General features: G+C 45.3%; 17 protein-coding genes. 3 read left to right on the top strand and 14 right to left on the bottom strand.

Going from position 1 to position 15,168, the window contains the following annotated elements:
* The first annotated feature begins 20 nt into the window (after positions 1-20).
* On the top strand, positions 21-782 hold the full coding sequence (locus IM792_RS09350; RefSeq protein ID WP_194101590.1) for an SDR family NAD(P)-dependent oxidoreductase: 762 nt from the start codon (positions 21-23) through the stop codon (positions 780-782).
* Between the two features lie 34 nt (positions 783-816).
* Complete coding sequence (locus IM792_RS09345; RefSeq protein ID WP_194101589.1) at positions 817-1,608, top strand: SDR family oxidoreductase; 792 nt, start codon at positions 817-819, stop codon at positions 1,606-1,608.
* A gap of 99 nt (positions 1,609-1,707) precedes the next feature.
* Here the strand turns inward: IM792_RS09345 and IM792_RS09340 are convergent, their stop codons facing one another.
* The 8 genes from IM792_RS09340 to IM792_RS09305 form a co-directional block, all read right to left on the bottom strand.
* A complete protein-coding gene (locus IM792_RS09340) occupies positions 1,708-2,952 on the bottom strand; it encodes a membrane dipeptidase (protein WP_228085007.1) in 1,245 nt (414 codons plus the stop codon).
* Between the two features lie 210 nt (positions 2,953-3,162).
* Positions 3,163-3,945, bottom strand: coding sequence for an SDR family NAD(P)-dependent oxidoreductase (locus tag IM792_RS09335; protein ID WP_194101588.1), 783 nt, complete (start codon positions 3,943-3,945; stop codon positions 3,163-3,165).
* 92 nt (positions 3,946-4,037) lie between these two features.
* Positions 4,038-4,616 (bottom strand): TetR/AcrR family transcriptional regulator, encoded by a 579-nt coding sequence (locus IM792_RS09330; protein ID WP_194101587.1) that lies wholly within the window; start codon positions 4,614-4,616, stop codon positions 4,038-4,040.
* A gap of 121 nt (positions 4,617-4,737) precedes the next feature.
* On the bottom strand, positions 4,738-5,259 hold the full coding sequence (gene msrB, locus IM792_RS09325; protein WP_194101586.1) for a peptide-methionine (R)-S-oxide reductase MsrB: 522 nt from the start codon (positions 5,257-5,259) through the stop codon (positions 4,738-4,740).
* Between the two features lie 139 nt (positions 5,260-5,398).
* Positions 5,399-6,124: a hypothetical protein gene (locus IM792_RS09320; RefSeq protein WP_194101585.1), complete on the bottom strand. Its 726-nt coding sequence runs from the start codon at positions 6,122-6,124 to the stop codon at positions 5,399-5,401.
* Positions 6,125-6,214: 90 nt separating this feature from the next.
* On the bottom strand, positions 6,215-8,602 hold the full coding sequence (locus IM792_RS09315) for a TonB-dependent receptor (protein ID WP_228085006.1): 2,388 nt from the start codon (positions 8,600-8,602) through the stop codon (positions 6,215-6,217).
* Between the two features lie 153 nt (positions 8,603-8,755).
* On the bottom strand, positions 8,756-9,070 hold the full coding sequence (locus IM792_RS09310) for a hypothetical protein (RefSeq protein ID WP_194101584.1): 315 nt from the start codon (positions 9,068-9,070) through the stop codon (positions 8,756-8,758).
* Between the two features lie 106 nt (positions 9,071-9,176).
* On the bottom strand, positions 9,177-9,980 hold the full coding sequence (locus IM792_RS09305; RefSeq protein WP_194101582.1) for a methyltransferase, TIGR04325 family: 804 nt from the start codon (positions 9,978-9,980) through the stop codon (positions 9,177-9,179).
* Between the two features lie 260 nt (positions 9,981-10,240).
* Between IM792_RS09305 and IM792_RS09300 the strand changes: the two genes are divergently transcribed.
* A complete protein-coding gene (locus IM792_RS09300) occupies positions 10,241-11,095 on the top strand; it encodes an ATP-grasp fold amidoligase family protein (RefSeq protein WP_194101581.1) in 855 nt (284 codons plus the stop codon).
* A gap of 6 nt (positions 11,096-11,101) precedes the next feature.
* On the opposite strand, the gene rpiA is transcribed toward IM792_RS09300, so the two are convergent.
* The 6 genes from rpiA to IM792_RS09270 all read right to left on the bottom strand — a co-directional run bounded on the left by rpiA (position 11,102) and on the right by IM792_RS09270 (position 15,008).
* Positions 11,102-11,785 carry a ribose 5-phosphate isomerase A gene (rpiA, locus tag IM792_RS09295; RefSeq protein WP_194101580.1) on the bottom strand — a complete coding sequence of 228 codons (684 nt, stop codon included), beginning with the start codon at positions 11,783-11,785 and terminating at the stop codon, positions 11,102-11,104.
* Positions 11,786-11,876: 91 nt separating this feature from the next.
* On the bottom strand, positions 11,877-12,944 hold the full coding sequence (locus IM792_RS09290; RefSeq protein WP_194101579.1) for an NAD(P)-dependent alcohol dehydrogenase: 1,068 nt from the start codon (positions 12,942-12,944) through the stop codon (positions 11,877-11,879).
* A 92-nt stretch (positions 12,945-13,036) separates the two neighbouring features.
* Positions 13,037-13,303, bottom strand: a complete 267-nt coding sequence (locus IM792_RS09285; protein WP_194101578.1) for a muconolactone Delta-isomerase family protein — start codon at positions 13,301-13,303, stop codon at positions 13,037-13,039.
* A gap of 18 nt (positions 13,304-13,321) precedes the next feature.
* Positions 13,322-13,549 carry a tautomerase family protein gene (locus IM792_RS09280; protein ID WP_194101577.1) on the bottom strand — a complete coding sequence of 76 codons (228 nt, stop codon included), beginning with the start codon at positions 13,547-13,549 and terminating at the stop codon, positions 13,322-13,324.
* 5 nt (positions 13,550-13,554) lie between these two features.
* A complete protein-coding gene (locus IM792_RS09275; protein WP_194101576.1) occupies positions 13,555-13,950 on the bottom strand; it encodes a cupin domain-containing protein in 396 nt (131 codons plus the stop codon).
* Positions 13,951-14,129: 179 nt separating this feature from the next.
* A complete protein-coding gene (locus IM792_RS09270; protein ID WP_194101575.1) occupies positions 14,130-15,008 on the bottom strand; it encodes a helix-turn-helix domain-containing protein in 879 nt (292 codons plus the stop codon).
* Positions 15,009-15,168: the final 160 nt, after the last annotated feature.

Genomic DNA, 15,168 nt, shown 5'->3' with positions numbered 1-15,168 from the left:
ATAATAAAGTTTTTTATAACATGAAAAGATTAGAAGATAAGGTGGCCGTAATTACCGGTGGAGCCGGTTCAATTGGCCTGGCCACCGCGCGTAAGTTTTTGGCAAATGGTGCTAAGGTTGTTTTGGTTGATCTGCAAGAAGAAGGCCTGCAAAATGCCGTTACCGAGTTAGGCGGTAACGATAATGTAAGCTACGTAGTTGCCGATGTTACCAAAAGCGCCGACGTGCAGAATTATGTTGAACAAACAATAGCCCGATTGGGCAAAATTGATATATTCTTCAATAATGCTGGTATTGAAGGTGTTGTTAAACCCATTGCCGAATACCCTGAAGAGATGTTTGATAGGGTTATAGCTGTGAATGTGAAGGGTGTTTGGCTGGGTTGCAAACACGTATTGCCGGTTATGAGTGATGGTGGCAGCATTATCATCACCTCATCAGTAGCGGGTGTTATTGGTAGCCCCGGCACCAGCCCGTACAATACCAGTAAGCATGCGGTTATAGGCACTATGCGCAGTGTGGCTATTGAGGCCGCTCCACGCAAGATCAGGGTGAACACGGTTAACCCAAGCGCGGTTGACAACCGCATGATGCGCTCTTTAGAAGATGGTTTTGGCCACGGCGATGGCACATCGGCAAAAAAGGAACTGGAGAAAACCATTCCGTTTGGCCGTTATGCCCAGCCCGATGAAATTGCCGATATGGTGGTATTCCTCGCGTCAGACGAGAGCCGCTTTGTATCAGGCACCGTTAACCTGGTTGATGGCGCATCGCAGGCTTAACAAAACTTATACATCTAAAATTATACTATAAAACATGGAACGTTTAAAAGATAGGGTTATCATCATCACCGGGGCAGCAATGGGGCTTGGCTACGCCAGCGCGCTCGAAGCGGCTAAGAATGGTGCCTTGTTAACCCTTGTTGATTATAATGCCGAACTGCTTGAAAAAGCTAAGGCTACTATACTGGAGCAATATCCGCAAACTAAAATAATTACCGCCGTTGCCGATGTATCAAGCGAGGCCGCGGTTAAACAATATGTTGATGATACCGTGAACGAGTATGGTCGTATTGATGGCTTTTACAATAATGCCGGTATTGAAGGCCGCCAGGCTCCTTTGGTTGAGTATGATCTGGATGTGTTTAAAAAGGTAGTTGATATTAACCTGATGGGTGTTTACTATGGCTTGAAATACATCATCCCCGTGATGCAGAAACAGGAGTACGGTCGTATTGTTAACGTAGCTTCGGTAGGCGGCATCAGGGGCGTGATGAACCAAACCGCTTATGTGGCTACCAAGCACGCGGTATCGGGCATTACCAAAAACGCCGCGCTTGAGTATGGCCGTTACGGTATACAAACCAATGCCATTGCACCGGGCGCTATACTTACCCCAATGGTTGCCGAGGCATTTAAACAGGTTAACCCGACTGATCCTAAACAGGCCGAAACGGTATATGCGCAAGCCAACCCAACCAAGCGTTTGGGTCTGCCCGAAGAAGTAGGCAAGCTGGTAACGTTTTTACTAAGTGAGGATTGCAGCTATGTAAACGGCCAGATCATCGCTATTGACGGTGGTCAGTCAAACTCATACGGTAACGTATAACTAAAATTTGTCCGTAGCCCCTATTTATATATATATAGAAAAAGGCCTCGCAATTGCGGGCCTTTTTTGCTTTATAACAGATGGGTGTGTTAATAGATTTTAACTATGACCTGCTGTGGCGGCATCAAATACACGGCAAAAATTGCCTCCGCCTATCTTGCCTATTTCCTCGGCGGTAAAGCCTGTTTTCAATAGGGCATCCACCACAACATAGTAAAAGCCGGCTTTCTGATTTTCCCATGCTTCATTAGTGCGTTCGCCCGCCCGCTTTCGGTTGGGCTCACCACCGGGTTTTTTGTCGGGCGGAGGACTTTCAGGGCGCTGACCAGGGGGAGGGGGGCCACCCTGCGGACCCGGCCCACCGGGGCCGGGGCCAAAACCGCTCGCTGCTTTTGAGCGATAAGCCGGTGTAAGTTTAGTATCGGTACCAATGCAAACATGATCAATACCGGCTACGTTAACCATCGCTTTTATATTTTGGGCAAACTCCAATGGTGTATCAGCCAGGTGTGTCCATACGCCTATCACACCTCCGGCATTAGCAACTGTTTTAGCATTCTCTTTGCTGATCAGCCTTGGGCGCATCATGCGGGCCATATTTGGGTTTTGGCCTAACTGCGTATCAAGCCCTGTGTGCGATATAAGCACAGGCTTGGTAGTAACCTTAAGTGCCGCGGCCACGGTATCCGCGCTGGCATGTGCCAGATCAACCAAAATACCCAAACGGTTACATTCCCTGATCACATCAGCCCCAAACTTGGTAAGGCCGCCTAAATTGGGTGGGTTGGTGTAAACATCGCCTAACGGAACTGAGGCATCACTATCGTGCAGTAAACCGAGGTGGCGTAGGCCATGTTTATAAGCCACCTCAACCCGATCCAAATGTCCTTCCAAAAAATGACATCCCTCAATGGATTGTATCACAGTAGGCTGATGCTTTTTATGTGCGGTCTTGATGTCGGCAAAGTTCAGCGCGCGCTTAATGTGATTTTTAGCCAATTGCTTGTCCATAACTGATAGCCCGTTCAAAAAACGCTCGTAAGCCTGGCCGGGTTTATCTAAGCGCTGATAATCGAGCGCGAAGGTCATGCAGATGGCTGACAATCCAGAGCGTTTCATTTCGCCGGAAATATCAATATCAGGCCCCGGTAATTCTGCTGTTATCAACGGTACATCAATATGGTTATGTGTATCGATACCGATGGTGGCGGCTACAATAGCGGCTACCCTGGGGTCAATATCATCAGTAGCCCAGGCTGCAAACGGATTAAGAGCCACAAAGGCACCGGTACCGGCAATGGTGGTCAGGAAATTACGCCGCGACCATATTTTTTGAGTACTCATAATTGTAATGTTGGTGTGTTATACAATTATAACCATAAGCACTAATATAAATTTACGGTATCGACCATATGCTATATAGAGTCGACCAATAGGTGTTTTTGTTTAAATAAAAGGGAGAAGGGGAATCGAAAACTATACTCTTTACATCAGGAGTAAACAAAAAAAGCAGCTCTGTTATTTTTCCCAGAACTGCTCTTTCATCATCGTAAATTATAACGAGTAACCGCCATCAACCGCAATGGCTTGCCCGGTTACGTGTGGTGCCGATGCCAGGTAAACGGCCAGCTGACCCATATCTTCGGGCGTTTGAGCCTCGCCTTGTGGCAGCAGATCCTGCTGGTTACGCTCCCAAGATTGTTCTTCGGTTTCGCCATCACGGGCGTAAGCTTTTGACAGGCCTGTATCGCCACGCCACATGCCTGTGCCCACAATACCCGGACAAAGCGCGTTCACCGTAATGCCCTCCTTGGCAACCTCTTTAGCTAATGAGTTGGTAAAGCCCACCACCGCGAATTTTGAGGCACTGTAAGCAGCTAACAACTGCATGCCCGATTTACCGGCTATTGATGCTACGTTAATAATACGGCCATGCTTTTTAGGCAGCATAACCTCTAACTCGGCTTTGCAGCATAAAAACACGCCCTTGGCATTTACATCCATAATGCGGTCCCATTCTTCAGGTTCCATCTCAACTGTTTTGTGGATGCCAATTACACCGGCGTTGTTCACGGCAATGTCTAACGTGCCGAAGTCGGCGGTTACCTTTTGTACTACGCCTTGTACTTTGCTGTAGTCGGTTACGTCAACCTGGTAGGTGATAACCTTTGCACCGGCCTGTTCAACCAGACTTTTTGTTTCGGCTAAAAATTCAATGCTGACATCGGCCAGCGCTACACTCGCGCCTGCTTTTGCCAAACTTACTGCAATACCCTGGCCAATGCCTCTGCCGGCACCGGTCACTAATGCTACTTTTCCATTTAATGTATTTTCCATTGTATAAGCATTTAATGTTTAAACACATATACAATAGCATTAAAAGGAATAAAGTTTTTCTAAATTGAATAATTATTCAATTTAGAAAAATATCACTGTTTTATTGCCGACCAGTACAGCGAAAAGCTGTTTTCGATAAGAATTTCATCAAAGGTTTCGAGCCCCATGTGTACCGCGGCCGATACCTCATGCCCAAAACCATGCAACAAATAGATGAAGTAATTGGTGGGTACAGGTTTGATCAGGCCGATGCTTTGGCCTTGTTCCAAAATTTGGGTCAAGGGTAAAAACATGGCATCGGTAGTTTGCTGCATATCATGGTTTTTTACCGCGTATGGCGAAAAGTAATACTGATCCTGAAAAATCCACTCCTCACGGTAGGCTTGCAGGTAGTGCATGTAGTTTAAAAATACCTTACGCAGGTTAACATCAACAGCATCATCAAAGGCGATATCGTCATACAAGCGTTCCTCGTACCGGCTGAGGGTTTGTTTGTAGATCTCGTTAATGAGCACCACCTTGCTGCTGTAATAAGTATATACCGAGCCGGTAGCAATGCCCGCCGCCTGGGCAATGTTGGCCATGGTTAGCCCGGCCAAACCAACCCGCGAGGTTAGCGATATGGTAGCCTGGTATATCTTACTGTTTTTTATATCGTCCTTAACCCGCATTTATATGTACCGCATTTTTATGCAATATATTTTATTTGGCGATATAACCGCAAACCTATCAAACTAAAAATGGCAACCTCAATATATTTAAGTTGCCATTTTTTTATGCTGATCATCCCAGTTAGATGCCTTTATCGGGCTTAAAATCAAGCGAGATAGAGTTCATGCAAAAGCGTTTGTAGGTGGGTGGCGGGCCATCGTCAAAAATATGCCCCAGGTGCGAATCGCAACGGTCGCAGCGTACCTCAGTGCGTTTCATGCCGTAAGTATTATCCTCTACGTATATCACACTGTTTTTGCGTACAGGCTCAAAAAAGCTGGGCCAGCCGCACTCGCTCGCAAATTTAGCATCCGACCGGAATAGCTTATTGCCGCACACCGCGCAATAGTAGGTGCCTTTGGCATTGCTGTTCCAGTATTTGCCGGTAAAGGCACGTTCGGTATTGGCTTCGCGGGCTACCTTGTACAACTCGGTAGGGAGTATCTTTTTCCACTCGGCATTGCTCACTTTTATGCGGCGAATGTCGGTATTTGAGTAATATGGGTTTTTAGCATTCTTGTTATCATTCGCATTTTGCGCGCTCACCCTCAAGCCCGATGCAAACAGTATAACCGAAAGAAATAAAATGAATTTATACCTCATGATGCAAAGTTAATTTAGTTTTTAATTGCCGGTGATAGCAGGTAACAGATACCTGGCCCGATCACATATTAATCAACGAAAAACTTATACCAACGGATGTTTGCCTGTATACATTTGAGGCTTGCATGACAATAGCTTATTACTTAACCAGCAAGTAGTAATTACACCTATGGCGGATGCGGGCATATTTAACGCCATTCAACTCACCCGGCGCGGCCTCAAACTTATCCTGCCTGATGATGTATAAACCTTTAATCGGCGCGTAAAAGCGGGCTTCGCCATTGGTATCCAATGTTAATTCCTTCTCCCAGTTATCAGGATTAAATACCCTTAGTTGTGTGCCGGCAGGAGCAGGCTTATTTCGGTTGAAAGCTTTAATGGTCACAAAGCCATCCTTCAGTTCACTGATCATATCAAAAGCTTGCAAGGGCATTGTTACAACAGGTTGTTCGCCCGCTACCTGGTACGCTGCGCACAGGTAATCTACCGGCCTGATGTTCTCTCCGCCTGATGCGGAGCGATCAACCACCGGGTGCTTATCATTCATGCCGATAATGCGGTAGGTGCCTTTAATTTTGGGGGTGAATGTTCCCTGCCAGCTATCCTTTTGCATGGTAAGCGTCAGACTTTCCTTTTTTCCTTCCGGATCAATGATCCAAAATTTAAAATCGCCTGTAAGTTTTAGCTCCGTGCCGGTATCGCGTTGTCTGATGCCTTTATCATCCATACTGCCATAGCACAGAATCACTGTTACAGGCTGACCGGGTTTACCGTTGCCTTTTACCTCCAGCCAGTAAGCGCTTGCTGAGGCCATTTTGCCTGTAAGCATCAGCAAAGCAAGTATTAATAATTTAGTGATACGCATATACATCTTTTAAATACCAAGAGGCTGCCTTATGGGGCAACCTCCTGGTGCCATAGCTTGTTACAGCATGGCTATATTAATTATTTTATGTTAGAATTTAAGGGCAACACTACCTATAAACTGAGCCGGTGCCTGTGGCGTTAACCTAACCGACCATGTTTTTTCGTTAGTCAGGTTGTTCACTTTAAAGCTTACACGGTATTTAGGGTTGTCGTAAAATAACGTGGCATCAAATATAGTGTACGCAGGGATAGTGATCTTGGTGGTTTGGGTATTGGTATGGAATGATTTACTGCCATAGTTACCACCAAAACCGGCACCAAAGCCATGCAGGTTACCTTCAGGTAAACGGTAGCTCATCCAAAAGTTGATCATTTGATCAGGGCCTGATAAACCCGGACGTAAACCATCTACCGATGGATCGGCATTGGTGTATTTGCTGTAGTTATAAGCATAACCCGCAACTATATTAAAGCCGGTGAAAGGATTGGCCGTAACATCAACCTCAACACCACGGCTTAACTGTGTACCATCCTGAATAGAATAGCCGTTAAGCGTTTCGTTCGGGTCATCGCGCAATATATCTTTTACCTTGATATCATAGTAGCTTACCGTTGCTGATAAACGATGATCAAACAGATCAGACTTAGCACCAAACTCTAATTGATTAGCATGCTCAGGCTTAAAGGCGCTGCCATCAGCCGATTGACCGCTGCGGTTAAAGAAACCACTCATGTAGTTACCAAATAACGATAGCTGATCTTTACTTACCTCGTATACCAAACCCATTTTGTGCGATATAGAAGTTTGCTTGTATGGGCCTACTGATATACCGTTAGCGCCCAGGCCACCGGCGGTTTGGCCTGTATTTACGTTGTATACGCCCAGGTATTGGTAACGGTCAACCCTGATACTGGCCATGGCTAATAAATTATCGGTCAGGTTAAACACGTCCGACACGTAGGCCGAGTAGGTATTGTCGCGGTTTTTTTCCTTACGTGGAGTACCGCCACGACTGGCTAACGAGTCGATCTTGAAGCGGCTGATGCGGTATGAAGTAGATGGGTTAAGGAAATTGATATCAGGTGCGTTTACTGATACACGGTCAAAATCGTTAAAGTTGTTATAAAAATCCAAACCAACTACCATACGGTTGCGAAACTGGCCTATCTTGAAATCGCCAACGAAGTTTTGCTGCACATCGGTAGCTATAAAGTTGGTGTTACCCACAATTACCTGCGGACGGATGGTGCTATCGGTACGGCCGGCCAGTGCGGTTATATAACCATTAATGGTTGAGCGTGCACGTGAAATGATAGTTTGCGAGGTCCACTCATCAGATATTTTGTAGTTGGCCTGCGCAAAAATGTTCATCATTTGGGTTGAGTAAGTGAGGTCATTGCTCAGGAAGGTTCTGTTGTACGGGAAGCCCATATTAGCAACCGATACATTTTTTGTATTACCCGTAAACGGATTAAAACGTACTACTGATGTACCTTTTTCCTGGCTAAACTCAACATCTAACAGTATTGATAAACGGTCAGTTACCTGGTACGAGAAACTTGGCGCAATGGTCAGGTTATTGGTAAAGCCCAGATCCTGGAAAGTTTTTTGGTGCGTAGTGGCCGCGTTCAGACGAAACAGGGCGGTTTTATCAGTATTAACCGGAGTGTTTACATCAACCGTAAGACGGTTAAGGTTCCAGCTACCGGTGCTGAATGATACCTCGCCACCAAAATCGTTATAAGGTTTTTTGGTTACACGATTATACAAACCACCGTAGCTGCTTGAAATACTTGTACCGAACAGTGTGGTCGACGGGCCTTTGATAGCCTCGATACGCTCCAGATTTACCGGATCGATAGTTGAAAAGGCTGCACCGGCAACACCGTTACGGGCGTTAGGCTCGGTTTCAAAACCACGTGAGCGGAAGGTTACCCTGCCCTGGTTGGCTATCATTGGTACACCTGCTCCGGGTACGTTTTTTGAAATGCTACCCAGGTCAATAGCTACCTGCTCCTGCATCAACTCCTTTGATACAGAGTTATAAACCTGCGGATTCTCCAGGTTTTTAAGCGGAAGGCGTGCTACATAACGGCTCTCTTTTTTGGAGAACTTGTTGGTATTGGCCGCGATGTTAACCTCCTGCAAGGCCTGTACGTTCTCTTTAGGTAGCTGATAGTCTGAAGTAACGGTTTGTCCGGCTGCTACGGTAACATCCATAATATGCTCGGGCGCGCCAAGTACCTGTACTTTAAGGTGGTAATTGCCCGGGGCTACATTGTAAAAATGATAGATACCTTTTTCGTCGGTTAGCGTACCTTTTTTGTTTTCGATAAGGGTTACTGAAGCTGCGGCGTAGGGCTGACCATCAACCAGTAGAATTTTACCGGTTATGGTGCCGGTGTTTTGGGCATAAGCCAATTGCGATACAATTGTTAATACCAGTATTAAACAATAGTGTAAATGTTTCATCATGGTGTGTTAAAAAAGTAGGGTGAAAAACGCTGCGAATATACGTACTATTTAAATTAAGTCTAAATAAGATTTAAAATTTAACACACGATTTAGCAAGCAAGCCTAAGCAGAGATTAAGTATAAGGGAGGATAGAATTAATGATTTAAGTATCGCTAAGAGATAGCGGTAACACGAACCCTACGTATCAGCAGAAAGAACACCGATGATGCGGCTGTGATGTAGCAAGCACGGGCAATGAGTTTCAGATAATATTTATTGCCATCAAACAGTTGCGGTAATAGGCTGTACAATTGAGTTACATGTGCTATGCGGAACATAAAAGCCGTAAAACCACAGGTAGCAATAGCATATACAGGAATAGAAAGCAGCAGACCGGTTTTTGATAACCCCTTTGCCTGATTCAGGTAAAACAATGTGCCTGCTAAAAAGCACAAATATGCTATACATGGTGCAATAGTTTCCGTCATAACCGCGATGATAGTCTACAATTCTGTAGAAATATTGGAATATTACACACAAAATGTTAATTGCTGTTTAGCTCAGCATTAAATTGTAATAATGATGGGTGAATTATCAACCTTTCCGTTTCCACAGGCGACCGGTATAATCCAGTTCTTCCAGTCCCAAAACTACTTTTTGTCCCGATTCAAACTTGAAAACAGGTTCAAAGGTGTCCGACAGAAAATCCACCATTTTTTGCTCGCTGAAAAACCAGCAGGGGTATGAGGCATCGTAAAAGGCAGGCGGTACTTTTTGTACGGTCAGCCGGTCATCGGGCTCATTGATGTAGGCGGTACGGTCTATCAGCAGATACGGTATCTCGCTGCGCTTTATTTGTTCGAGCAGTTCATAAGGCTTTTCAAGGTATTGCAGCGAGCTGGAGAATAAAGCCAGTTGAGGGTTCGATTTGCCCAAGGCCTCATCAAGCGAATAGTAGAAATGCAGGTGCTCATCCTCAAAATTAAGCCGGCCCTCGTCAACAAACATCTTTTGTTCGATCAGGTTCCACTGCAAATGTTCAAGGTGCTTTAAAAAAGGATAATTCTGCCTGTATGATGTACCCAGCGAACCGCCGTAATCTATCAAGCTTAAGCTATTATTGTTTTGCGATGCTATCCACAACAAGGCCGATAGCAAGGGGTAAAACAACTCAACATGATCAGTAGCTATACCATCGCGCTCGTAACTGGCCTGGCCGTTCTTTACTTTGATGGCGGCGGCTTTAACCCGTTCAAATATGGCATCGGCATTGTAGCCTGTGGTATTTTTCATGGCCTCCTGCCAGTTGGGGTAGCGGCCATGCCATCCGTATTTAAAACTATAACGAACTACGCGTTTAACAATGGCAGGTATAAATTCTCCTTTTTTTAAGGGCATACGGGTATCGGCTGGGTGAATATTGTTTGTAATTAACGAAATACCCGGCTTTTAAGTTTCGTATAAAGAGCATTTGTAGCCGAAACGTTTTGTTATCAGATGCAATAAAGTTAATTAAATAATAGGTAAGAATTTGAAGTTCAGGTTTATTGATTGTGTGTAATATGCACACTTAGTACACAGTATGCTTAAATATTGGCTTCAAAAATACTTGTCGGCTAAATTTGGGCGTTGATTATACGTCTGAACACTGCTTACCTATGCTTAAACACATAATAAAAGGCTTTAAACAGTCGGTTGAACTTAAAAGAAGAATCAAGCGTCGCCATAGTATTTTTTGGCAGGATGAATTAGCCGAGGATATACGTAACATACCCATGAACGAGGCCGACCATCTGCATAAATGGCAGGATGGCGATAACTGGCAACGCAAACTAAGCAACAAGTTTAACGCGCGCGAATTTGCCAAGATGAACGGCTGCAAGGTGCCCGATCTGTACTGGAAAGGATCGGATATTGACGCGTTCGATTTTTCGACCCTGCCCCCGCATTACGTCATCAGACCAACCATTGGGCATAGTTCAAAAATGGTGTTCGTTATGGCCGAAGGCAAAAACCTTTTTGACAGCAAGGAGTACACACCCGAGCAAATAAAACAAGTTTTGAGGGATGAGGTAGCCAACAACGGCAAGCTTGAGTTTTTAATAGAAGAATTTTTAAAGAACGAGAAGAACGAGTACGGCATACTTACCGACTTTAAATTCTTTTGCTTTAACGGCGAAATAGCCACCATTATGGTGATCAACAGGCTGAGCCCGAATACCGGTTTCGCCAGTTTTTATGATGAGCATTGGAACCGCATGGAAATGATGCAGTTGAACTATCCGCAAGCCGAAACACAACAAGCCCCTGCATGCCTGGCCGATATGGTAACCTGCGTAAAAAACCTGAGCAGGGCTTACGGTATTTTTGTACGTATTGATTTTTATGCCACCTACAAAGGCTGCGTTTTCGGCGAATTTACCCCAACGCCATCAATGGGTACCAAGTTTACCCGCCACGGCAAAAAGCGCCTGCTAAGCTATTGGGATAACTATTGTAAAGGGCAGATATAATCCCGATTAATCAACGGCAGGCGTTAAATGCTGCACACCATCAGCCCCGGCAATTACGGCAGCGGTTGCCATTTTGTAGAACAGGGAATGGTCAATTATGCCCGGCCACATCTTTATATTGTTCAGAGTGGTTAGTTCGGGCAGGTTGTTAAAGTATACATCCAGCAATAACGCGCCTCTGCTGTTTTGGGCAAATTGGTTGTCATTATTTGTTCGTACGGTGATGGATCTTATATCAAAATGCTGATTCAATGAATTGCTTACAGCGGTAAGTACAGTGGGCAGTACCTCAACGGTTAGCGAATATTGAGTGTTGAGGTTTTGCGTTAATTTGGCGGCATCGCCCAATAAAATAAACTCCTTAGCCATACCGGCCAGCATCTTTTCATCAGTATGAATACCGGCGCCGCTTTTCAGGGCGTTGAGGTAATTGTCCAGTTGGTCGCAGCCGTCAAAGTAAATATCAATGGTATCAATACTACCTGCATCTATAAGCGCTAACCCATGCTGCTTTATCCGGTCTGCGGTATCGGTGCTTGATGATACGAAGCGCAACGTTGCCGCTAAAGCAGCATCGGCAGCCAAAGTGTCAACCAAAAACGCGATGGTATTACCGGCACCTAAGCCTATCGCCTGGTTGGGTTTTACCAGTTTTGCCGCCGCTGCCGCCGCTTGCTCTTTATAATTCATACGGTGGAATTTGTTGTCCGCTAAATATAGCAAGCTGTTTTAATAAATCCGGATGGTGTTGTCCACCACCCGGATTTTAATAATGTCACAATTAGTTTTGGCCTTTCAGCGATGCCATATCGATCACGAAACGGTATTTAACATCGCCTTTAAGCAGACGCTCATACGCTTCGTTGATGTTTTGCATATCGATCATCTCAATATCGGCAACAATATTGTGCTTGCCGCAGAAATCAAGCATTTCCTGGGTTTCTTTAATTCCGCCAATGGCCGATCCCGCGAAGCTTTTACGACCCACGATCAGGCTGAATGCCGAAACCGGCAGCGGATGCTCAGGAGCGCCAACCAAGGCCAGCGAACCATCAACGCGCAGCAGGCGCAAGTAGGCATTTACATCATGCTCGGCAGATACGGCATCGAGCATAAAGTGTAGCTTGCCTTTGAAGGCTGCCATCTGCTCGGCATCTTTTGATAATACTACCTCATCAGCACCAAGACGCTTAGCTTCCGCGAATTTAGATTCGGAAGTGGTGAACGCCACAACATGCGCGCCCATAGCTTTGGCTATCTTGATAGCCATGTGGCCAAGGCCGCCAATACCAACCACGCCTACCTTTTTACCCGGGCCAACCTGCCAGTGGTGCAGCGGCGAATAGGTAGTGATACCCGCACACAGCAAGGGCGCAGCAGCGGCAAGGTCAAGGTTTTCGGGGATGCGTAAAACGTAGTTTTCGTCAACCACAATACTTTCAGAGTAGCCGCCAAAGGTTGGGCTATCTTTTAAATGCGTATCGGGCGCGTTGTAAGTACCTGTCATGCCCGGCTCGCAGTATTGCTCCAGGTCGTCTTTGCAATACTCGCACTCGCGACACGAATCAACAATGCAGCCAACGCCAACCATGTCGCCTACCTTGAATTTACTGACATGGCCGCCTACGCTTTTTACCTTGCCCACAATTTCGTGACCGGGTACGCATGGGTACATAGTTGGTCCCCATTCGCTGCGGGCGGTGTGCAGGTCAGAGTGGCAAACGCCGCAAAACAGAATGTCGATCTCCACATCGTGCGGAGTGGTTTTTCTGCGTTTAATATTTAATTGTTCTAATTGAGCGTCGGCGGCTTCATTGCCAAACGCTTTTACTTCAGTTGTTTCTACCATTGTTGATTGATGTGTTTTTTTACCGATGGTTATTTAATTGATCTTTGTTAATAATTGTTTGTTTTTTACTTCGCAGCTGCTACATGGTCATTTTAAAAATGCAGATCGAGCACTACAGATTCTGTATTTGTAAAGTATGGAAAGAAGGGTAGCGTGTTTACCAGTTCTTTCACTTTACCCTCATCTGTTTCATTAAAAACGAGGATGGCGCCCGTGCGGTCAGGTTTAGCAAACAGGTGTTCGAGTATGCCTTGTTCTTTCCATTTTCCAATCTGTGCCATCTCTTGCGATAGCAGTTCCTCAAGGTTGTCAACTCCCTCAAAATTTTCGGTAATGGTTACTTGTGTTACTTTTTTCATGGGTAGTGTAGTTGTTGTTTAAGCGGTATAGCCGGGTTGTTTATATAGAATTTCTTTACGAGCCATTATATCATCAGGGTAAACCTTGCCAAACCATTCCTGGTAAGTGAAATCCTCAATAGTTACCGAGTACGATTCATCGCCATACCCAATAACCTTTTGAGCGGCCTTTACTACCTCTGCGGCTAATTGCTGTTTTTGCTCCTCGGTTTTACCTTCTAAAAGCTTTATTTCAAAATGTGGCATGGCTGTTATTTTTGATATTGTTGGTCGCTTACTTTTTCCATCCAGGTCACTACCTCGCTGTTCACTTCCTCCTGTATGGCAATATGGCTCATGGCTTTATTGGCCGATGCGCCGTGCCAGTGCTTTTCGTTCGGCTCAAAGTATATTACATCTCCGGGCTGTATCTCCTGCACGGCCTCACCCTCTTTTTGTACCCAGCCCAGGCCCGATACCACAATAAGCGTTTGCCCTGCCGGATGCGTATGCCAGGCGGTACGCGCACCCGGCTCAAATGTTACCAATGCGCCCGCAGCCTTAGTAGCTTCTTTTTTTCCGAATAAGGGATCGATCCTCACATCGCCGGTAAACCAGGCCTCGGGGCCTTTGGCGGATGGCTGTGCGCCGTTCTTTAATATTTGCATGATGTGTTTGCTCTTTTAAATTGAATAAATATTGAACTATATTGTTTTGGCAGGCACATGGTATTGCCCACCTTACATACAGGCCATGGATAACCTGTCGAAAATGCTTTTCATAAATACAAAGGTCGGCATGGTGATGCTTTACCTGTTTATGAAAATCAAACCAATAGTTATGAAAATCAAACCTCGGCGGCGCGCAGTGCTGTGGGGTTGGTGCCGGTTAGCCTTTTAAAGTAGTTATTAAAGTAGCTTGGATACTCAAAACCAAGGGCATAAGCAATGTCGGCAATGTTCCAGTCGGTGTGTTGTAAAAGGGCACAGGCTTCCTGAATAATACGTTCAGCAATATGGTTGGTGGTTGACCGGCCTGTGGCTTCCTTCACCATACGGTTAAGGTAATTTACGTGGATGGATAGATAGCCGGCATAATCCTGCGCGGTTTTTAAGCCTATGGGTTTATCCGGACTTTCAACCGGAAACTGGCGCTCCAGCAGTTCAAGAAACACGGCCGTTATACGCGATGCCGCGTTTTTATGCTGATCAAAATTTTCAGACGGTTGCAGCTTCATCGCCTCGTGCAAAATAAGGTTGATGTAGTTGCGTATCAGGTCATCCTTATGTGTATAGTCGCTTTGCTGCTCCTCTATCATTCGTTGAAAAAGCGAATTCAGAAACAAGCGCTGCTCATTGGTAATATTCAGTATCGGTGTGCCGCCGATCTTAAAAAATGGCGAATGCTGCAATACATCATTACGGTCAGACGCTTTCAAGAAATCCTCCGAAAAAAGAACCGTATAGCCAACATAAGTTCGAGATAATGTTTCCCATGAGTAGGGTACATGCGGGTTGCCGAAGAAAAGCACCGTGCCTTCGGCCTCAAAGCTACGGTCGGCATAATGGATAGCGCTTTTGCCTGTGGTGAGGCATATCTTATAAAAATCCTTGCGGCTGTAAGTGCGCGTAGCGCAACCATCGCTCTCTATCTGAAAAACATTAAACCCTCGAAGCTTAAGCTCGGTATTAAAGTCAGAAACTGAACGTATGATCTTGCTATCCATAATTCAAAGTTAAGAAAATCAAAACAAAACAGTGTTTAACTTTATATTCGATAAACGGTTCTTTTACTTACTGCCTAACTATTTAACATTGACTTTAACTGTTGTTTATGGATTCTTGATAGATTAGGCCGTGTTTTTTAATTGATTGTTACTGTATCTG

Origin of the sequence: Mucilaginibacter sp. JRF (genome assembly GCF_015223065.1) — a bacterium.
Classification (GTDB): Bacteria; Bacteroidota; Bacteroidia; order Sphingobacteriales; family Sphingobacteriaceae; genus Mucilaginibacter.
The sequence above is the reverse complement of the archived record's forward strand: the minus strand, read 5'-3'. Positions and strand labels throughout refer to the sequence as shown.